We start from the raw sequence: 19,371 nt of genomic DNA, 5'->3' as shown, positions 1-19,371 counted from the left end.
CGATGCCACGCTATGCGCCAAGACTCGGGCCTTTCCGTACAGTTCCCGATATCGCCAGCCCGCGCCACCCCCCAATGAGTGAGGCCGGGCGACGGCCGCTTGACCAGCGCGTGACGTCGGGGCAGCGAGGCGGCGGCACCCGGCGTCAGCCGGCGGACCGGTCCATGCCCGAGGCACGGACGGTGACGTTGACCCGGCCGCTTGCGCCGAGCCAGCCGGGGCCGCTGCCGGGCCAGGTGCGGGGCACCCCGTGGTATGCCAGGCGGGCCGGCCCGCCGAAGACGAACACGTCGCCGCTGCGCAGCTCCACGTCCGTCCAGGGCCGGCCCCGTCCCTCCGCGGTGCCGAAGCGGAAGACGCAGGTGTCTCCCAGGCTGAAGGAGACCACCGGCTCGCTCGACCGCTCGTCGCTGTCACGGTGCATGCCCATGCGGGCGCCGGGCCGGTAGTGGTTGACGAGGGCGACGTCGAACGGCGCACCGTCGCCGCCCGGGACGCCGCCGGGGAAGGCGTCGCGCACCGCCCGGCGCGCCCACTCCCCCAGCCACGCCGGGAACGGCTTGACCGGCGCGCCGTCCCCGTCCACGGCGGTGCGCGCGTAGCCGTACGGGTACCAGTGCCAGCCCAGGCTGAGCTGGCGCACGGACATCTGCCCGCCGCGCGGCATGCGCACGGTGCGCAGCCCGGCGGGCGGCCGGGCCCACGCGCGGCAGGCGGCCAGCAGCCCGCGCTGCCCGGCGGCGGTCAGCCAGCCGGGCAGGTGCACGGCGCCGGGCGCGACCTCGCGGGCACCGGCCGGGAAGAGTCCGTCGTCCATCTCTGCCCCATCCTGCCCGGCCGCCCGGGCCCCGCCCGCGCCGGGGCCGGCTGCGAGAATGCCGGCATGGAGCAGCGCGCATTCGACAGAATCGGCCGGACGGCCTCCGTCATCGGCCTGGGGACCTGGCAGCTGGGCGCCGACTGGGGCGCGGTCAGCGATGAGGAGGCACTGGCCGTGCTGGAGGCGGCGGCCGACGCGGGGGTGACGTTCTTCGACACCGCCGACGTCTACGGCGACGGGCGCAGCGAGCGGCTCATCGGCCGGTTCCTGCGCGCCCGCCCGGACGCGGGGGTGATGGTGGCGACCAAGATGGGCCGGCGGGTGGCGCAGGACCCGTCGGTGTACACGCTGGACAACTTCCGCGCCTGGACCGACCAGTCGCGCGAGAACCTCGGGGTCGACACCCTGGACCTGGTGCAGCTGCACTGCCCGCCCACGCCGGTGTTCTCCTCGGACGCGGTGTTCGACGCCCTGGACACGCTGGTGGCGGAGAAGCGGATCGCGGCGTACGGCGTGTCCGTGGAGACCTGCGAGGAGGCGCTGACGGCGATCGCCCGGCCGGGTACGGCGAGCGTGCAGATCATCCTCAACGCTTTCCGGCGCAAGCCGCTGGAGCGGGTGCTGCCCGCGGCGCGCGAGGCGGGCGTCGGCATCATCGCGCGGGTGCCGCTGGCCTCGGGCCTGCTGTCGGGCCGGTACACCAAGGACACCTCGTTCCCGGCGGACGATCACCGCACGTTCAACCGCAACGGCGAGGCTTTCGACCAGGGGGAGACGTTCTCCGGCGTGGACTTCGCCACGGGCGTGGAGGCGGCCGCGGAGTTCGCGGCGCTGCTGCCGGAGGGCACGGCCCCGGCGCAGGCGGCGCTGCGCTGGGTGATCCAGCAGCCGGGGGTGACGACGGTGATCCCCGGGGCGCGGTCGCCGCACCAGGCCCGCCAGAACGCGGCGGCGGCCAGCCTGCCCCCGCTGCCGCCCGGAACCCTCGCCGCCATCGAGGAGCTGTACGACCGGCGGTTCCGGCCGCACCTCCACTCCCGGTGGTGAGGCGGCGGGGCGAACGGACCAGGCGAGGAAAACCAGGCGAAACACCAGGCGAAACACCAGGCGAAGGGGTGCGGAGATGACCGGGGAGGACGCGGCCGACAGCCCGCTGACCGGGGTGCGCAACTTCCGCGACCTGGGCGGGCTGCCGGGTCCGGGCGGCGCGCGGGTGCGGCCGGGGCGGCTGTTCCGCAGCGGCCATCTGGCCGAGGCGACCCCTGCCGACCAGGAGTTCCTCGCCGGGCTCGGGCTGCGGACGGTCTTCGACTTCCGCAATGACGCGGACCGCGCGCTGGAGGGTCCCGACGTGCCGCTGCCCGGGGTGCGGCACGTGGTTCTCCCGCTGTCGGACGCCGCGGACGGCGAGGAGTTCTGGCGGACCCTGCGCGAGGGGACGATGCCCCAGCTGCGCGCGGCGCTGGCCGGAGGCCGGGCCGAGGCCAGCATGCTGGAGACGTACCGGGCCATGGTGCGCGACCGCACCGGGGAGCACGGCCGGATGCTGCGGGACCTGGCCGCCGGCGGGACCCCGGCGCTGCTGCACTGCGCGGCCGGCAAGGACCGGGCGGGCCTGGCCATAGCGATCGTGCTGCTCGCCCTCGGCGTGGAGCGCGACGCCATCGTGGCGGACTACCTGAAGTCGAACGCCCCGCACCGGCGGTACCGGCTGCGGCGCACCGCGCCGGACGCGCCGGAGGAGGAGGCCGAGGCGCGGCGGCTGGTGGCGCCGCTGTTCGACGCCAGGACGGCGTATCTCGACGCCGCCTTCGACGAGATCGACGTGCGCTTCGGCGGCCCGGAGCGCTATCTCACCGAGGTGCTCGGGCTGACGGACGCGGCGCGGCAGCGGCTCCGGGAGGACCTGCTGACGGCATGACTGCGGCCCCGGTCCCGGTCCCGTTCCTGCGTTCGGGCCCGGGACCGGGCCCGGGACGTCACCGCTGGCGGATGACGACGAAGTCGGCCAGCTCCTCCAGCTGGCGCGCGACGGCGGCGGGCAGCGGCACCCGGCGCAGCGCGGCCACCGCGGCGTCGTGCTGCCGCCGCGCCTCGGCCTCGGTCCAGGTACGGCCGCCGGCTTCCTCGATGAGGGCGGCGCGCGTGGCGAAGGACTCCTCGTCGAAGTCCTCGAACTCCTCCTGCGACTTCTTGGCGTCGGCCATCAGCAGGGCGGTGAGCCGCTCGGCGGCGGGCCCGCTCGCGGCCATGGCCGCGACCACGGGCAGCGACTTCTTGCGCTGCCGCAGGTCGCTCCAGGTGGCCTTGCCGGTGGACCGGGGGTCGCCCCAGATGCCGAGGACGTCGTCGACGGCCTGGAAGGCCAGCCCGAGGTGCTCGCCGTAGTCGGCGAGCGCCGCGGCGGTGTCCTCGTCGGCGCCGCGCAGCACCGCGCCGATGGCGGCGGCGCACGACAGCAGGGCGCCGGTCTTGTTGCCCTCCATGGCCAGGCATTCCTCGACGCCGACGCGTTCGCGGTGCTCGAAGGAGATGTCCTGGGCCTGGCCGTCGATGAGGCGGCGGCTGGCGGTGGTCAGCAGCCGGGCGGCGCGGGAGACGTGGGGGCCGCCGGCCTCGAGGATGACCTCGCCCGCGAGCGCGAACAGCGCGTCGCCGACGAGGATCGCCTGGGCGGGGCCGTGCACCTTCCACACGGTGTCGCGGTGGCGCCGCTGCTCGTCACCGTCCATCAGGTCGTCGTGCAGCAGCGAGAAGTTGTGCACGAGTTCCACGGCGACCGCGCCGGGCACGCCCGCCTCCGCGCTGGCGCCCGCCGCCTCGGCGGACAGCAGCGCCAGCGCCGGCCGTACCGCCTTGCCGCTGTCGGCGTCGGCGGGCCTGCCCTTCTCGTCGATCCAGCCGAAGTGATACGCGGCCACGGTGTCCATGGGGGCGGCGAGGCGGCCGACCGCCTCGCGCAGGGCCGGGTCCGTCAGGGTCCGTCCTCGGTCCAGCAGTGCGGTGACGGCACCGTCCGTTCGGGGATTCACGCGCTCTCCTTAAGAGTAGTGCCGGGGCCTCGCGCAGGGGCCGGATCGTGGCGGGCCGCCGCCTTGGCCGCGGCGAGTCCGCTGCGCACGGCGCCCTCCATGGTGGCGGGCCAGCCAGTGTCGGTCCACGTCCCCGCCAGGTACAGGCCGGGGGCCCGGGTCACGGGGCCGGGCCGCAGCCGCCCGACCCCGGGGGCGGGCGCGAACGTGGCGGCCCGCTCGCGGGTGACGAACGCCTCGACGACGCGCGCCCGCGCTGCGGCAGGCAGCAGCCGCTCCAGCTCGGGCAGGTACCGCTTGCGCAGCACCGCGGACGGCAGGTCGATCTCGTCGTGGGCCGCCGACTGCGACACCGCCAGGTACTGGTGGCCGCCGCCGAGGCCGGAGGGGCCGGTGCGGTCGAAGACCCACTGCACAGGGCTGCCCAGCGCGGCGAAGAAGGGGCGGCGGAGCACGGGGCGGTCGTAGACGACGTGGACGTTCAGGATCGGCGCGCTGCCGATGCGGGTCAGCGCGCCGGGGTCGGGCAGGGCACCGCCGGGCAGCAGCCGGTGCGCCTCGGCGGGCGGCGTCGCCAGCACGACGCTGCCGGCGGTGAGACGCTCGGGGTCGCCGCCGCGCGGCGTCACGGTGACGTGCCAGCCGCCGGCCGCGCGCTCCAGGCCGCGGGCGCGGGCGCCGAGCAGTACCCGTACCCCGGCGCGTTCCAGCGCGGTCAGCGCGCGGGTGTGGTGCAGCTCGCCCAGGGGCACCGCGGGCACGCCGATGTCCGCGGCGCCCGGCGTGGTCAGCAGGCCGGTGCGGAAGACCTTGGCGGCCAGGGCCAGCGAGACGTCCCCGGCCCGGGCGTTGAGCGTGGCGACGCCCACCAGGTCCCACAGCGCCTCGACGCAGCGGGGGGTCTGGCCGTGCCGGCGCAGCCAGGAGGCGAAGTCCTGGCCGTCGAGGGCCGGGTCGCCGGGGTCCAGGCGGCGCAGCGCCAGCGCGGCCCGCGCGGCGGCCACCCGCTCGGCGGGCGTCAGGTGCGGGTAGCGGGCCAGCGCGCCGGCCAGGTGGAGCGGCACGGGCAGCGCGGTGCGGCCGAGCCGGCCGAGCCGGCCGCTCGCGGCGTCGAGCACCGGGACGTCGAGCCTGTGCTGGAGCGGCGCGAGGTGCGCGGCGCCGATGCGGCCGAGGAAGGCCCGGTAGGCGGTGCAGCAGCGCAGGAAGACGTGCTGGCCGTTGTCGACGTGCAGCTGGCCGGCGGCGGTGGCGCGGCGGAAGGAGAACGCCAGGCCGCCCAGGCGCGGCCGGGCCTCGACGAGCGTGACGGCGGCGCCGCGGTCGGCCAGCGCCAGTGCCGCGGCGGTGCCGGCGAGGCCGCCGCCGACGACCACCGCCCGGGCGGTCACGCGGTCCCCCGCCGCGCGGCGCGGCGGGCGTCGAGCCCGGTCAGGCCCCGGACGGCGACCAGGGTCTTCTCCAGCCCCGGCAGCGACACGCGGCCGCGGAGCACCGCCATCGGGTTCTTGTCGATGCGGTCGAGCAGCCGGTGGTAGATGCCGGCCATGGCGGCGGTGCAGGCGCCCGAGCGGCGGTCGAGGAGCGGCAGCAGCCGCAGCCCTTCGTCGAACAGGCCCCGGGCGCGCCGCACCTGGAACCGCACGAGGCCGGCGACGTCGGCGCCGGGGGCAGGCGGCCGGTGGTGGACGCCGTTCTCGCAGCCGAACTTGGCGAGATCCTCGGCGGGCAGGTACGTCCGGCCGTTCAGGGCGTCCTCGCGGATGTCGCGCAGGATGTTCGTCAGCTGGAGCGCGAGGCCGAGCGTGTCGGCGTACTCCGCCGCGCGGCCGGTGTCGCCCCGGCCGGGCACGGTGCCGAAGACGCCGAGCGACAGCCTTCCGATCGCCCCGGCCACGCAGCGGCAGTAGAACCGCAGATCCTCCCATGTCTCGTAGGTGTGCCCGCGCACGTCCATCAGCACACCGTCGATCAGCTCGTCGAAGGCGCCGAGCGGCAGGGGGAAGCGGCGCGCGGCGTGGCTGAGCGCGACGGCCACCGCGTCGGTGTCGTCCTCGGGTACCTGCTGGGCGCGCACCCGGTCGAGCGCGGCCCGGGTCTCGGCCAGCCGGGTTTCCTTGACGGCGGTGTCGAGCGGCCCGTCGCCGATGTCGTCGACCCGGCGGGCGAAGGCGTAGACGGCGGACATCGCCTGGCGTTTGGGGGCGGGCAGCAGCCGGATGCCGTAGGCGAAGTTCTTCGCGTGAAGCCCGGTGACGGCCTCGCAGTAGCGGTAGGCGGCGGCGACGGCGGGGGGCAGCGGAAGGCTGGTGGTCACGGCGTAACGCTCACGTTCCTCGTCGCAGTGTCGTGGCCGCCGCGTACAGCAGGCCGCCTCTGGTCGGCTTGGGCGGGCCGGCGAGGACGTCGTACCCGGCGTCGGCGATGGCTCGTACGGCCGCCCTGCCGCCGCCGACGAACCCGGCGAGCAGCAGCCGCAGCCGCCCGTGGACGCTCCCCACCAGGGACGCGCCCTCGTCGAGCAGCCTACGTGCCCGCTCTGTCTGGTATGCCACCAGGGTGCGCACGGAGGCGTTCGCCGTGGTGGCGGCCAGGTCGGACTCGGTGACGGCGAACCGGCGCATGTCCTCGGCGGGCACGTAGATCCGGCCGCGCGCCAGGTCCTCGGCGATGTCCTGGGTGTGCTCGACGAGCTGGAGCGCGGTGCACACGGCGTCGGAGCGGCGCACCCGCTCGGGGGTGGCGGTGCCGGTGAGGGTGAGCACCAGCCTGCCCACGGGATTGGCGGAGTACTCGCAGTACTCCAGCAGCCCGGCGGCGGTCTCGTAGCGGTGGACCCGCTGGTCGATCCGGTTCGCCTCGATGAGCGCCAGGAACGGCTCGGGGGTGAGCGGGGCCCGGCGGACCGCGGGGATCAGGTCGCGCACCAGCGGATGGCGGGGCGGCTCGCCGCCGCGCGCGCAGGCGAACAGCCGCTTGACGTCGGCCTCGAGGGCGTCCAGCAGGGCGAGCGGCTCGCCGGCGTGTTCCGGCGGCAGGCCCAGCAGCGCGGCGGCCTGAGCGCGGGCGGGCAGGTCGCCGTCGCCGGTGTCGTCGACGAGCCGGGCGAAGCCGTAGACGGCCATCAGGTCGTCGCGCCAGGCCCGCGGCAGGAACCGGGGAGCCACCGGGAAGTTCTCGTGGGCGGCCTTGGCCAGCACCGCCTGGGAGTGCTGGCTGGCCGCGGCGGGCGTCACGGGACGCCCGCCGTCGCCGTTGCCGTCATACGGTCTTTCTACCGCGCGTTCTCAGGGTCGCGCTTCCGGACACGCTGCTTGGGGCGGCGTGGCCCGGCGGCGTCGGTGTGCTCCTCATAGGCCTTCAGCACCTGCTCGGTGGGGCCGTCCATGACGAGTTCGCCGTTCTCCAGCCACAGCACGCGGTTGCAGGTGTCGCGGATGGACTTGTTGCTGTGGCTGACCAGGAAGACGGTGCCGGCCTCGGCGCGCATCTCCCGGATGCGGGCCTCGGAGCGCTTGCGGAACATCCGGTCGCCGGTGGCCAGCGCCTCGTCGATCATCAGCACGTCGTGGTCCTTGGCCGCGGCGATGGAGAACCGCAGGCGGGCCTGCATGCCGGACGAGTAGGTGCGCATGGGGGCGCGCATGAAGTCGTGCCCCTTCTCGTTCAGCCCCGAGAAGTCGACGATCGACTGGTAGCGCTCGCGGATCTCCTCCCGCGACATGCCCATCGCCAGGCCGCCGAGCACGACGTTCCGCTCGCCCGTCAGGTCGTTCATCAGCGCGGCGTTGACGCCGAGCAGCGACGGCTGGCCGTCGGTGTAGACCTTGCCGCGCTCCGGCGGGATCAGGCCGGCGATGGCGCGCAGCAGCGTGGACTTGCCGGAACCGTTGGAGCCGATGAGCCCGATGGCCTCACCCCGGTAGGCGACGAAGCTGACGCCGCGCACCGCGTGGACCTCCTGGACGCGGGGGCCGCGCCGCTGGCCGCGGAGCATGCGGGCCAGGGCGGCGGCGGGGTTGCCCCTGCTGTTGGCGCCGTAGACCCGGTAAACGATGTGCACGTCGTCCGCGATGACGGTGGGGACGCGTTCCTCGGTCTCCGCCGCGGGAGGGACGTTCGGTTCAGTCGCGGCCATAGCGTTCCTCCGCCTGCCAGAAGTAGATGAAGCCCCCGATGCCGATGACGAGCGCCCAGCCGATCGCGTAGAGCCAGGTGTACCCGGGAACCGTGGCCGGGTACGGTCCGTCCATCAGCGCGGCGCGCATCAGGTCCATGTAGACCGCCGCGGGGTTGGCGGCCAGGATATCCGCCACCCACTCCGGGCCCTCCGCCCGCTGGGTGACCATGTAGCGCAGCGGGAACATCACGCCCGACGCGTACATCACGGTCCGCAGCACGAACGGCAGCACCTGCGCGAGGTCGGGGACGGAGCTGCCCCAGCGCGCGAGGATCATGGCGAGCCCGGCGTTGAAGAGGAACTGGAGCGCCAGGGCCGGCACCACCAGCAGCCAGGACCAGTCCGGGAAGTGCTGGAAACCGAGCATGATCGCCAGCAGCACGATCATCGAGTAGAGCAGCTGCTGGAGCTGCTGGAGGCAGAAGGAGATCGGCAGCGACGCCCGCGGGAAGTGCAGCGCCCGCACCAGGCCCAGGTTGTTGCTGATCGACTTCACCCCGGCCATCGCCGAGCTCTGGGTGAAGGCGAACACGAACACACCGGTGACCAGGAACGGGATGTAGTCCTCGTTGCTCATCCCGCCGCGCGCCCCGAGCAGGACGCCGAAGATCAGGAAGAACACAAAGGCGTTCAGCAGCGGGGTCAGGACCTGCCAGACCTGGCCTAGCCTGGCCTTGCTGTACTGCGCCATCAGCTTCGCCTGCGAGAAGGCGAGGATGAAGTGCCTGCGCCCCCACAGCTGCCGCACGTAGGCGGGCAGCGGGGGGCGGGCTCCGCTCACGGTGAGTCCGTGCCGGGCCGCCAGTTGGGCCAGTGACTCTTCGCGTAGGGGCGCACTGTCCTGCGTTGTCTGACTCACCTTGTATCTCTCGTCCTCGGGGGGAATCCGCCGGCCCCGCGGCGGGTACCGGCAGCCCCTGGATGGCCTGCTGGCTTCCTTGTGGCGCAAGTTCTATCAGGGTACTTATCGCGCTGCGGCAGGCCCCCGCTCCTTCGGGGTCACCGCTCAGACAATGGGCGGCCGGCCCAGCCGTGTCAGGCGCCACACCGTGCGCCAGCGCATGGGCCGGCGCGGCCCGCACGGCGTGCGCCAGCCCTCGGCGAAGCCGCGCAGCCACGCCTTCAGCGATGACCACGACGGCCGCCTGGCCAGGGTCAGCAGCAGCCAGACGCCCAGGTAAACGGGGATCAGCGGCAGCGGCAAGTTGCGGCGGGCCAGCCATACGCGGTTCCTGGCGGTCATCCGGTGGTACAGCGGATGCCGGGACGGCGGGGTGGCCGGGTGATGGAGCACGAGATCTCCCCGGTACTGGATACGCCATCCGGCGTCGAGGGCGCGCCAGGCCAGGTCGGTCTCCTCGTGCGCGTAGAAGAAGCTGCCGGGCAGGGCACCGACCTGCTGGAAAACCTGCGTGCGGACCGCGTTGGCGCCGCCCAGGAACGTCGTGACGTCCGAGGAGCGCAGCGGGTCGGAGGCGCGCAGCCGGGGCACGTGGCGGCGCTGCGTGGTGCCGCTGACCGGGTCGGCGATGCGGAAGCTGATGATGCCCAGCCGCGGGTCCTCCTCGAACGCGGCCCGCACCGCCTCGGCCGTGGCCGTGTCGGGCAGCACGCCGTCGTCGTCGAGGAAGAGCAGCACGTCCACGTCGCTGCCGCCCGCGCCGAACGCCTCGATGCCGACGTTCCGCCCGCCCGGGATGCCGAGGTTCTCCGGCAGCTCGATGCTGCGCACGCCCGCGGGCAGGTCCGGCAGGTCCGAGCCGTTGCCGACGACGACCACCTCGATCGGCTCGCCCTCCTGCCGGGCCACGGATTCCAGGAGGGCCCGCAGCTCCTTGGGACGGTCACCCATGGTCAGGATGACCGCGCCGAGCTTCAGCTGCGCCGTACCCACCGCGCTCACCGCAGCCTGCTCGAAGCCAGGACGGACACCAGGTGCAGTACGGTCTGCACGACGGCGATGGCGGCGAGCAGAGCCACGCCGGACCTGGTGAAGAACAGCTCTCCCCCTATGAGGTCGAGCACGGCGGCCAGCAGAATCAGCAGCGATGCTTCCACGCCGCCGACCAGCCGGTGGAACCGCAGCGCCGCGGCGGCGCGGCGCGCGAGCGCCATCCCCGGCGAGCGCGGCACGGCCGCCCGCTCCCCGGCGGGCGGCAGCCCGGCCCGGGACCTGGCGACGTCGACCAGGTCGGTCTCGGCCTTGATCAGGATCGCGCCAAGGGCGGCGACGGTGCCCAGGAAGGCCCACAGCCAGTTGGCCGCGTCCTCCTCCACCGCGAAGACGTCGGCCGCGCGCAGCCCGAAGCCGGCCAGCAGGGCGGCCTCTGCCAGGTAGTGGCCGATCCGGTCGAGGTAGACGCCGGTGACCGAGGTCTGGCCGCGCCACCGGGCCACCTCGCCGTCGACGCAGTCCAGCAGCAGGTACAGCTGGATGAGCAGCGCCGCCAGCACCGCCCCGGCGATGCCGGGGACCAGCAGCGCGGCGCCCGCGGCGACGCCGGCGAGAACCATCAGGTACGTGAGCTGGTTCGGGGTGATCCTGGTCACCACCAGGTGCCGGGTCCAGCGCAGGGACACCTCCCGCATGTACAGGCGCCCGGCCCAGTGCTCACCGCTGCGCCGGTCGGTGGTGCCCGGCGGGTGCACGACCGGCCGTAGTTCAGCTACCGATGGTTTTGACATAGTCGGCGTACGCGTCTCTGATCTCGTCGGTGGTCAGGTCGAGGTGCTCGAGGATGGTGTAGCGGCCGGGGCGGGTCTGCGGCGCGAACGCCACCGCCTCGGTGAACTCCTCGGGTCCGAAGCCGATCTCCTCGGGCGTGACGGGCAGGCCGTGCCGCCGCAGCGTCTCGGCAATGAGCGTGGCCCGCTGCGTGTCGCCCCGCAGGTGCGTGGCGAAGGCGGCGCCGATGCCGACCTGCTCGCCGTGGGGCGCCGAGCGCCTGGGGTACAGCAGGTCCAGGGCGTGCGAGATTTCGTGGCAGGCGCCGGAGGACGGGCGGCTGTGCCCGGCGATGGACATGGCGAGGCCAGAGAGCACGAGCGCCTCGGCGAGCACGGTGAGGAAGTCGTCGTCGCCGCAGTGTCCCGGGTGGCGCAGCACCGCTTCGCCGGCCTGGCGCGCCATCGCGGCGGCGAGGCCGTCGATCTGCTCCCCGGTCTCGCGGTGGGACAGCTCCCAGTCGGCGAGCGCCGAGATGTTCGACAGGGCGTCTCCGATGCCGGAGCGGACGTACCGCAGCGGCGCCTGGCGGATGACGTCGAGGTCGACGACGAGGGCGATCGGCGCGGGCACGCCGTAGGAGCCGCGGCCCGCGTCGTTGTCCAGCGTCGAGACGGGCGAGCAGATGCCGTCGTGGGCGAGGTTGGTCGCCACGGCGACGAGCGGCAGCCCGACCCGGGCCGCCGCGTACTTGGCGGCGTCGATGATCTTGCCGCCGCCCAAGCCGACGGCCGCGTCGTAGTGACCGGTGCGCATCGCGTCGGCCAGCTGGACGGCGGCGTCGATGGTGCCGCCGGCGACCTCGTACCAGTCAGCACCCGGCAGGGCCGGGGCCAGCCGCTCACGCAGCGCGGTTCCCGAGCCGTTGCTGATGGCGACGGCCAGCCGGCCGGAGGTGGAGATGCGCTGGTCGGCCAGCAGACCCGCGAGGTTCTCCAGGGCTCCGGCGGCGATGTCCACCGAGACCGGGGAGGGGATGAGGCGGGTCAGTACCGGCACGCGATCTCCCTTGCCCTGGCCAGGTCGTCGTGGTTGTCGATCTCGACCCAGCTGACGTCGCCGATGGCGGCGGTGCCGATGCGGAAGCCGCGGTCCACCAGCTCCTGGTAGCCGTCCTCGTAGTACAGCTGGGGATCGCGCTCGAACGTGGCCTTCAGCGCGTCCGCCAGCTCCCCGGCGGCCGAGGGCTCGATGAGCGTGACGCCGATGTACTCGCCGGTGGCCTCCTCGGGCGGCATGAGCTTGGTGATGCGCCGCACCCCGGTCTCGGGGTCCGCGACGACCTTCATCTCCTCGTCGGCGAGGGTCTTCACCGTGTCCAGCGCCAGCACGATGCCGCGGCCGGAGCCGCGCTCGGCGAGCAGGGTCTTCTCGACGGAGGCCGGGTGCACGGTGTCGCCGTTGGCGAGAATCACGCCCTCCCGCAGGACGTCACGGGCGCACCACAGGGAGTAGGCGTTGTTCCACTCCTCGGCCTTGTCGTTCTCCACGAGGCTCAGCCGCACGCCGTACCGGCGCTCCAGCTCGGCCTGGCGCTCGTAGACGGCCTCCTTGCGGTAGCCGACGACGATCACCGCCTCGGTCAGCCCGACCTCGGCGAAGTTGGCCAGCGTGAGGTCGAGGACCGTTCTGGCCTCCCCGGCGCCGTCCGCGCCGGTGACCGGCACCAGCGCCTTGGGCAGGGTGTCGGTGTAGGGGCGAAGGCGCCGGCCGGCGCCGGCGGCCAGTACGAGGCCGATCATGCGGGTACTCCTGTTTCGTCGTGTACGGCCGGTGCGTGAGCCGAGACCCAGAACCGGATGCTCTCGGCCAGCACCACAGTCGCCACGGTCCCGCCGAGGACCGCCAGCGCGACGGTGAAGCCCTGCCCGCCGCCCCAGAGGGCAGCCGCGGCGGTGACCGCCAGGGCCCTGCCCTCCTGGCCGCCGGTGGTCCGGACCAGCCAGCGCGGGGGCGCCCCGGCGCCGCCGCGCAGGCGGTACACCGTGTCGTAGTGATGGTAGGCGCAAGCCGCCACCAGGACGTAAGCAGCGGGCAACGCACCCTTCACCTCGCTGTGCGCGGCGAGGAGCAGCACCGCGCCGTACTCGGCGGCGCGGAAGACCGGCGGCAGCAGCCAGTCCAGGGGGCGGTCCAGCGGCGCCGCCACCGCCAGGCCCGTGGCCAGCGCATAGCACAGGGCGAGGGCGGTCATGGCCCAGCCGCCGGTGGTGCCGGTGAGCGGCGGCACGGCCAGCAGCGCCGCCGCGCCGGCGAGCGCCCACAGCGGGGCGGCGAGAACCGGCCGGGCGGCCCGGGGGGCGAGGCGGCCGAGCGCCCCGGCGAGCGGGCCGGCGTCGGCCAGGGCGGCGAGCGCGCCGGGGGCGCCGCCGTGGCGCCGTTCCCGGCGCCGCAGCGCCGGCAGCGACCGCAGCAGCCGCCCCGCCGTGGTGTAGCAGGCGGCGAAGCCGCCGGCGGCCAGCAGGACGGTCAGGGTGACGCGGGGCGTGGTCAGCGCGGTGAGGACCGCGATGAGGGCCCAGCGCTCGCCGATCGGCAGCACGATCATGCGGCGGGCCCACACCGTCCAGCCGATGCGGTCCAGCCGTCCGGACAGCGCGGCGGCCCCGGTGGCGGCGCTGGCGGCGTTCTCCTCGGCCGCGGCGGTTCCGGCGCGGGACTCGGCGAAGGCGAAGTCCACCACGTGCCGGGAGGTCATCAGCACCATGGCGCCCAGGGCGAGCGCCCATACGTCGTCGCCGGAGCGCGCGGCGCCGAGGGCGAGACCGGCGTAGTAGGCGTACTCCTTGGCGCGGTCGAACGTGGCGTCGAGCCAGGCGCCGAGCCGGGAGTAGCGGAGGCTGTAGCGGGCCAGCTGGCCGTCGGTGCAGTCGAGGACGAAGGAGAGGAGCAGCAGCACGGCCGCGGCGGCGTAGCCGGCCCGCGCGCCGGTGGCGGCACAGGCGGCGGCGGCCAGCGCGGTGAGCAGCGAGGCGGTGGTGACCTGGTTGGGGGTGAGGTTCCGGCGCGCGCACCAGCGGGCCAGGTAGCGGGAGTAGGGGCTGACGCAGAACGTCGTGAAGAAGCCGTCACGGGACTTGACCGCGCTGCGCAGCCGCACGTCCTCCTCGTCGGTGGCGGCGAGCGCGGCCTCGGCACGGGCGCGCTCCTCGCCGGTGGCGGGGACGGCGGCGACCAGCGGGCCGAGGCTGGGCCGGTGGATCCCGGTGCCGTTTTCCTCGAGCCGGGCGGCCAGGGCGTCCGGCAGGCAGGCGGCGCCGGAGACGACGGCGGGCCCGGCCGGGGCGGTGCCCGGAGCGGTTCCGGTGTCCAGGTCCCGGCAGGCGTCGGCGAGCGCCTGGCGGTGGCGCGCCGTGACGCTCAGGGCGCCGGGGATGGCGGCGGCGTCGAAGCGCGGGTCGGTCAGGCCCAGCCGGAGGCTGTGGCGGTGGCCGACGAAGCCGGGGTCGACGAGCGCGACGCGCTCACCCGCGGGCAGGCCGGCGAGGAGGCCGGGCAGGGCGTGCTGCCCCTCGGCCACGGTGACGCGGAAGCCCAGGGCCCGCAGGTCGTCCCCGAGCCGGTCTCCTGGCGGGGGCGGGCCGGTGAGGATCGCGGTCGGCAGGTCTGTTCACTCCTTGGGGCAGCACCACGCTGATGCGGACTGCACAACGGGCAGAGATTATCTGATGACTACCCTGCGGCAAGAATCGCGTCGGGACCAGGAAACCTGGTGTTCACGAGCGCGGGAACCGCGGGACGGTGGTGACCCTACGCGAGCGGTCGGTGACCACGCGAGAGCGGCGGGGCGGGCGGGGTTACGCTGCCGCCATGACGTGGCTGATCACCGGCGGTGCCGGGTATATAGGCGCCCACGTCGTCCGCGCGATGACCGCGGCGGGCGAGCGCGTGGTGGTGCTGGACGACCTGTCGGCCGGGCTGCCGGCGCGGCTGCCGGCGGGCGTGCCGCTGGTGCGCGGCTCGGTGCTGGACCGGCCGCTGCTGGACGAGGTGACCGCGGCGCACGGTGTGACGGGCGTCGTGCATCTGGCCGCGCGCAAGCAGGTGGCGGAGTCGGTGGCCGACCCGCTGGGCTATTACCGGGTCAACGTGCACGGCCTGACGGTGCTGCTGGAGGCGGCCGTCGCGGCCGGGGTGCGGCGGCTGGTCTTCTCGTCCTCGGCGGCGGTGTACGGCATCCCGGAGGGCCCCGGAGACGGCGTGGTCACCGAGGACACCCCGTGCCGGCCGGTGAGCCCGTACGGCGAGACGAAGCTGGCGGGCGAGTGGCTGGTGCGCGCGGCGGGCGAGGCGCACGGCATCGCCACGGCCTGCCTGCGGTACTTCAACGTGGCGGGGGCGGCGGCGCCGGAGCTGGCCGACACCGGCGCGGCCAACGTGCTCCCGCTGTTCTTCGAGCGGCTGGCGCGCGGCGAACCGCCGCTGATCTTCGGGGACGACTACCCGACGCCCGACGGGACGTGCGTGCGCGACTACGTGGACGTCACGGACCTGGCCGACGCGCACGTGGCGGCGGCGCGGTGGCTGGCGGGGCCGGGCGCGGACGCGGGGCCGCTGACGGTGAACGTCGGCACTGGCCGGGGCGTCTCGGTCCGGGAGCTGGCCGGGCTGGTGGCGGAGGTCACGGGGATCCGCGAGCCGGCGCCGCATATCGCGCCGCGGCGGCCGGGTGACCCGCCGCGGGTGGTGGCCTCGGTGGACCGGGCGCGCGAGGTGCTGGGCTTCACGGCGCGCGGGGACGTGCGCGGCATGGTGGCCTCGGCGTGGGAGGGATGGCGCCGCCGGCACCCGAAAGGGGTCCGCGGCGAGCGGCGCGAGGGGTGAATCCGCAGGTCAGGACAGTGACAACCGTTTCCAGTGCCGCGTTGCTTATACCCCCCTCCCGTAGTTCACTTGAGGGGGCCGGTAAGCGCGAGCGGGAGGCGGTGAACGATGGGGGCGGGTCATGACCACGGCGTGTCCGCCGCGTCCGGGGGCACGGCGGGAGCCGCGCACCGGGGGCGGCTGCGGGCCGCACTGCTGATCGCCTGTGCGCTGCTGGTGGCCGAGCTGGCGGGGGCGCTGCTGACTGGGTCACTGGCGCTGCTGGCCGACGCCGGGCATGTGGCGACGGACGCCGTGGGCATCGGCGTCGCCCTGCTGGCGATCCGGATCGCGAACCGCCCGGCGAGCGACCGCCGCACGTTCGGCTTGGCGCGGGCGGAGATCCTGGCGGCGCTGCTGAACTGCCTGCTGCTGCTCGGGGTGGGCGGCTACATCCTGCTGGAGGCGGTGGCGCGGCTGCGGGAGCCCGCGGCCGTGCCGGGCGGGACGACGGTGCTCTTCGGCGCCGTGGGCCTGGCGCTGAACGGCGCGTCGCTGTGGCTGCTGCGGCGCGGGCAGCGCGAGAGCCTGAACGTGCGCGGGGCGTTCCTGGAGGTGGCGGCGGACGCGCTGGGCTCGCTGGCCGTGGTGGTGGCGGCGCTGGTGATCATGACGACGGGCTGGCAGGGCGCCGATCCGGTGGCGTCGCTGGTGATTGCCCTGCTGATCGTGCCCAGGACGGTGCGGCTGGCGCGCGAGGCGCTGGACGTGCTGCTGGAGGCGGCGCCGAGAAATGTGGAGGTCCGGCGCGTTCGTGAGCACATCCTGCGCATGCCGGGCGTGGAGGATCTGCACGATCTCCACGTATGGACCATCACGTCGGGGATGCCGGTGGTGTCGGCCCACGTGGTGGTGGGCCGGGAGGCGCTGGACGAAGCGGGGCAGCAGCGGATGCTCCGCCAGCTTCAGGGCTGCCTCGGGAAGCATTTCGACGTGACGCACTGCACGTTCCAGCTGGAGCCCGCGGGCCACGCGGCCCACGAGCCGCGGCCGTGTCACTGATCATCGTGCGGCACACTGGGAGAGTCCCGCCCCGAGGCGCCGGGCGACTGGCCCCTCCCCGAGAAAGACCTGAGGTACATGAGCCGCAGCACCGACCGCACCGAGACCCCGCCGATCATGCTGGAACTGGTCGGGGACGACGGAGCGACCGTCGGCACCGCGGAGAAGCTGTCGGCCCACCAGCCGCCCGGGCGGCTGCACCGGGCCTTCTCGGTCTTCCTGTTCGACGCGGAGGGGCGGCTGCTGCTCCAGCGCCGCTCACGTGAGAAGTACCACTCCCCCGGCGTGTGGTCGAACACCTGCTGCGGCCACCCGTACCCCGACGAGCCGCCGTTCCTGGCGGCCACGCGGCGGACCGCCGAGGAGCTGGGCGTGGCGCCGCGGCTGCTGCGCGAGGCGGGAACGGTGACCTACCACCACCCGGACCCGGCGTCCGGCCTGGTGGAGCACGAGTACAACCACCTCTTCGCGGGTCTGGTGGCGCCGGCGGTGCGGCCGGACCCGGCGGAGGTGGCGGAGACGGCGTTCGTGACCCCGCAGACGCTGGACAAGCTGCGCGGCGAGGAGACCTTCTCGGTGTGGTTCGGCACGGTGCTCGAGGCGGCCCGGCCGGTGATCCGCGAGCTGACGGGAGCGGCCGCCGGCTGGTGAGGCCCGCTCACCCGTGCGGACGGGCGCATGGTTGCGAACGGCCGAGCGGACCGGAGGGCGCCCGCGCCGTCAGTAAGGGGCCCGGTCCGGCGCGCTGGGACGCGTGAGGCGGGATTTCACTAGTGGGCAGAGGTGCGCCGGCCTTTCCGGACGCGCCTTCCCTACATGACTACTATCACCATGTATACCAATTGCCCTGAACTAGAAGGAAAAGGGCAGAGTCCCCGTCTCATCCACATTTCGGCGAGTGTTCGAGTGGCTTCGAGGGCAAGGTCATCCCGACCGATCCCCCTGGACGCTGGAGTACTGTCGCCATGGCTCTGCCGCGAGGTCCCCTGGACCACCAATACCAGGGCGAACACCCCGTGCGGACGCTCGCCTGCCTCTTCAGGGAAGAACGCCTCCGGCTCGTGATCGCCGTGCTGGCGTTCGTCGTCAAGCACAGTCCGGTCTGGCTGCTCCCGCTCGTCACCGCGAACATCATCGACATCGTGGTCGAGCGCCGCCCGATCTCCGAGCTGGCCGTGAACACCCTGGTGCTGCTCGTGGTGCTGATGCTGAACTACCCCACGCACCTGCTGTACGTCCGGTGCATGCACGGCAGCATCCGCCGCACGGGGACCGGCCTGCGGTCCGCGCTGTGCCGCCGCATGCAGGAGCTGTCCATCGGCTACCACTCCCGCACCAGCGCCAGCGCCCTGCAGACCAAGGTCATCCGCGACGTTGAGAACATCGAGACGTCCCTGCAGCAGAGCGCGGACAACGGCCTCGCCGCGATCATCACCCTGGCGGGCGGGCTCGCGGTCGTCGGCCTGCGGGTGCCGGAGGCGCTGCCTGTCTTCCTCGTCGTGGTCCCCGCGGCCTCGCTGCTGGTGAGCCACCTGCGCCACCGGCTCCGCAGCCGCAACGAGCAGTTCCGCCGCCAGGTGGAGCAGCTGTCCACGCGCGTCGGCGAGATGACCAGCCTCATCCCGGTGACCCGCGCCCACGGCCTGGAGCGCACCGCTATCGGCCGCGTCGACGGCTCGCTGCGGAAGGTGCTCTCCGCCGGCATACGGCTGGACCTGCTCAACGGGCATTTCAACGCGCTGGCATGGATCACGCTCCAGGCCCTGGGCATCGGTTTCCTGGCCGGCGCCGCAGTGATCGCGTACTACGCCTGGCTGCCGATCACCCCAGGCGACGTCGTCATGCTCAGCACGTTCTTCACCACGCTCACCAGCTCGATGACCATGCTGATGAGCCTGACCCCCATCATCAGCAAAGGGCTGGAGTCGGTCCGGTCGCTCGGCGAGGTGCTCCAGGACCCCGACCTGGAGGTCAACGCGGGCAAGACCGAGGTCACCGCCGTCAAGGGCCGTATCGACTTCGAGAACGTGACCTTCCGTTACGACGAGGACGGCCCCGCCGCCGTCAGCGGCTTCAGCCTGGCGGTGCCGCCGGGCGAGACCATCGCGCTCGTCGGTGCCTCCGGCGCCGGCAAGTCGACCATCCTCAACCTCCTCATCGGCTTCATCCGCCCCTGCGAAGGGCGCATCCTGCTCGACGGCACCGACATGGCCACCCTCGACCTGCGCAGCTACCGCCGCTTCCTGTCCGTGGTGCCGCAGGAGTCCGTGCTCTTCGAGGGCAGCATCAGGGAAAACGTCGCCTACGGCATGAACGAGATCGACGAGGATCTGGTGCGTGAGGCGCTCTCCGGCGCCAACGCCCTCGACTTCGTCGACCGGCTCCCCAGCGGCCTCGACACCATCGTCGGCGAGCGCGGCGCCCGCCTCTCCGGCGGCCAGCGCCAGCGCATCGCCATCGCCCGCGCCCTCATCCGCGACCCCCGCATCCTCGTGCTGGACGAGGCGACATCGGCGCTGGACACCCGCTCCGAGGCCCTGGTGCAGGAGGCGATGGAGCGCCTGATGCGCGGCAGGACCGTGTTCGTCGTCGCGCACCGCCTGTCGACGGTCCGGGGCGCGGACCGCATCGTCGTCATGGACCAGGGGCAGATCCGGGAGATCGGCGGCCACGCCGAACTGCTGCGGCGCGGCGGCCTGTACGCCAAGCTCCAGTCCAGCCAGCTGTCCTGACGCGCCCGGCCGCCGCC

Annotated in this window: 17 protein-coding genes and 1 pseudogene; 6 read left to right on the top strand and 12 right to left on the bottom strand. The window is 73.9% G+C overall.

Annotated features, from left to right (window positions below):
- Nucleotides 1-145 precede the first annotated feature (145 nt).
- A complete protein-coding gene (locus tag JK356_RS20615; protein ID WP_201870182.1) occupies nucleotides 146-817 on the bottom strand; it encodes an alpha-ketoglutarate-dependent dioxygenase AlkB in 672 nt (223 codons plus the stop codon).
- Between the two features lie 66 nt (nucleotides 818-883).
- Between JK356_RS20615 and JK356_RS20610 the strand changes: the two genes are divergently transcribed.
- A complete protein-coding gene (locus JK356_RS20610) occupies nucleotides 884-1,867 on the top strand; it encodes an aldo/keto reductase (protein WP_201870181.1) in 984 nt (327 codons plus the stop codon).
- Nucleotides 1,868-1,943: 76 nt separating this feature from the next.
- Nucleotides 1,944-2,741, top strand: a complete 798-nt coding sequence (locus JK356_RS20605; protein ID WP_201870180.1) for a tyrosine-protein phosphatase — start codon at nucleotides 1,944-1,946, stop codon at nucleotides 2,739-2,741.
- Between the two features lie 58 nt (nucleotides 2,742-2,799).
- Here the strand turns inward: JK356_RS20605 and JK356_RS20600 are convergent, their stop codons facing one another.
- From JK356_RS20600 to JK356_RS20555, 11 genes and pseudogenes are all read right to left on the bottom strand, one after another.
- Nucleotides 2,800-3,852, bottom strand: coding sequence for a polyprenyl synthetase family protein (locus JK356_RS20600; protein WP_307815808.1), 1,053 nt, complete (start codon nucleotides 3,850-3,852; stop codon nucleotides 2,800-2,802).
- Entirely contained in the window at nucleotides 3,849-5,243 is a 1,395-nt protein-coding gene (hpnE, locus tag JK356_RS20595; RefSeq protein WP_307815807.1) for a hydroxysqualene dehydroxylase HpnE, read from the bottom strand. Before hpnE ends, JK356_RS20600 begins: the two co-directional genes overlap by 4 nt.
- Nucleotides 5,240-6,169 (bottom strand): presqualene diphosphate synthase HpnD, encoded by a 930-nt coding sequence (hpnD, locus tag JK356_RS22095; protein WP_307815806.1) that lies wholly within the window; start codon nucleotides 6,167-6,169, stop codon nucleotides 5,240-5,242. The genes hpnE and hpnD overlap by 4 nt, the downstream gene beginning before the upstream one ends.
- A gap of 10 nt (nucleotides 6,170-6,179) precedes the next feature.
- The gene (gene hpnC / locus JK356_RS20590) at nucleotides 6,180-7,088 is read right to left on the bottom strand and encodes a squalene synthase HpnC (RefSeq protein WP_201870178.1); all 909 of its coding nucleotides are present in this window, start codon (nucleotides 7,086-7,088) and stop codon (nucleotides 6,180-6,182) included.
- A 104-nt stretch (nucleotides 7,089-7,192) separates the two neighbouring features.
- Nucleotides 7,193-7,990, bottom strand: a pseudogene (locus JK356_RS20585) (ABC transporter ATP-binding protein); the annotation flags it as partial.
- Complete coding sequence (locus JK356_RS20580) at nucleotides 7,977-8,891, bottom strand: ABC transporter permease (protein WP_201870176.1); 915 nt, start codon at nucleotides 8,889-8,891, stop codon at nucleotides 7,977-7,979. The gene JK356_RS20580 and the pseudogene JK356_RS20585, both read right to left, overlap by 14 nt.
- Before the next feature lie 147 nt (nucleotides 8,892-9,038).
- Nucleotides 9,039-9,911, bottom strand: coding sequence for a glycosyltransferase family 2 protein (locus JK356_RS20575; RefSeq protein WP_201870203.1), 873 nt, complete (start codon nucleotides 9,909-9,911; stop codon nucleotides 9,039-9,041).
- A 20-nt stretch (nucleotides 9,912-9,931) separates the two neighbouring features.
- Nucleotides 9,932-10,717, bottom strand: a complete 786-nt coding sequence (locus JK356_RS20570) for a CDP-alcohol phosphatidyltransferase family protein (protein ID WP_201870175.1) — start codon at nucleotides 10,715-10,717, stop codon at nucleotides 9,932-9,934.
- On the bottom strand, nucleotides 10,695-11,756 hold the full coding sequence (locus tag JK356_RS20565) for an iron-containing alcohol dehydrogenase family protein (RefSeq protein ID WP_201870174.1): 1,062 nt from the start codon (nucleotides 11,754-11,756) through the stop codon (nucleotides 10,695-10,697). Before JK356_RS20565 ends, JK356_RS20570 begins: the two co-directional genes overlap by 23 nt.
- Complete coding sequence (locus tag JK356_RS20560; RefSeq protein WP_201870173.1) at nucleotides 11,744-12,499, bottom strand: sugar phosphate nucleotidyltransferase; 756 nt, start codon at nucleotides 12,497-12,499, stop codon at nucleotides 11,744-11,746. Before JK356_RS20560 ends, JK356_RS20565 begins: the two co-directional genes overlap by 13 nt.
- Nucleotides 12,496-14,361 (bottom strand): DUF5941 domain-containing protein, encoded by a 1,866-nt coding sequence (locus JK356_RS20555; RefSeq protein WP_201870202.1) that lies wholly within the window; start codon nucleotides 14,359-14,361, stop codon nucleotides 12,496-12,498. Before JK356_RS20555 ends, JK356_RS20560 begins: the two co-directional genes overlap by 4 nt.
- A gap of 206 nt (nucleotides 14,362-14,567) precedes the next feature.
- On the opposite strand from JK356_RS20555, the gene galE reads away from it, so the two are divergent.
- The 4 genes from galE (at nucleotide 14,568) to JK356_RS20535 (ending at nucleotide 19,354) form a co-directional block, all read left to right on the top strand.
- Entirely contained in the window at nucleotides 14,568-15,581 is a 1,014-nt protein-coding gene (gene galE, locus JK356_RS20550) for a UDP-glucose 4-epimerase GalE (RefSeq protein WP_201870172.1), read from the top strand.
- A 108-nt stretch (nucleotides 15,582-15,689) separates the two neighbouring features.
- A complete protein-coding gene (locus JK356_RS20545) occupies nucleotides 15,690-16,622 on the top strand; it encodes a cation diffusion facilitator family transporter (protein ID WP_201870171.1) in 933 nt (310 codons plus the stop codon).
- Nucleotides 16,623-16,700: 78 nt separating this feature from the next.
- Complete coding sequence (gene idi, locus JK356_RS20540) at nucleotides 16,701-17,273, top strand: isopentenyl-diphosphate Delta-isomerase (protein ID WP_236671662.1); 573 nt, start codon at nucleotides 16,701-16,703, stop codon at nucleotides 17,271-17,273.
- A 314-nt stretch (nucleotides 17,274-17,587) separates the two neighbouring features.
- Entirely contained in the window at nucleotides 17,588-19,354 is a 1,767-nt protein-coding gene (locus JK356_RS20535; protein WP_201870170.1) for an ABC transporter ATP-binding protein, read from the top strand.
- Nucleotides 19,355-19,371: the final 17 nt, after the last annotated feature.

This window comes from Streptomyces sp. 7-21, from assembly GCF_016741785.1.
Classification (GTDB): Bacteria; Actinomycetota; Actinomycetes; order Streptomycetales; family Streptomycetaceae; genus Streptomyces.
Note: the sequence above shows the minus strand (reverse complement) of the source record. Positions and strands in the feature narration are given on the sequence as shown.

Bases quoted from the DNA above. Each gene is read 5' to 3' on its own strand.
- JK356_RS20615 (WP_201870182.1), bottom strand. From the start codon at position 817: ATGGACGACGGACTCTTCCCGGCCGGTGCCCGCGAGGTCGCGCCCGGC.
- JK356_RS20610 (WP_201870181.1), top strand. From the start codon at position 884: ATGGAGCAGCGCGCATTCGACAGAATCGGCCGGACGGCCTCCGTCATC.
- JK356_RS20605 (WP_201870180.1), top strand. From the start codon at position 1,944: ATGACCGGGGAGGACGCGGCCGACAGCCCGCTGACCGGGGTGCGCAAC.
- JK356_RS20570 (WP_201870175.1), bottom strand. From the start codon at position 10,717: ATGTCAAAACCATCGGTAGCTGAACTACGGCCGGTCGTGCACCCGCCG.
- JK356_RS20560 (WP_201870173.1), bottom strand. From the start codon at position 12,499: ATGATCGGCCTCGTACTGGCCGCCGGCGCCGGCCGGCGCCTTCGCCCC.
- galE (WP_201870172.1), top strand. From the start codon at position 14,568: ATGACGTGGCTGATCACCGGCGGTGCCGGGTATATAGGCGCCCACGTC.
- JK356_RS20545 (WP_201870171.1), top strand. From the start codon at position 15,690: ATGGGGGCGGGTCATGACCACGGCGTGTCCGCCGCGTCCGGGGGCACG.
- idi (WP_236671662.1), top strand. From the start codon at position 16,701: ATGAGCCGCAGCACCGACCGCACCGAGACCCCGCCGATCATGCTGGAA.
- JK356_RS20535 (WP_201870170.1), top strand. From the start codon at position 17,588: ATGGCTCTGCCGCGAGGTCCCCTGGACCACCAATACCAGGGCGAACAC.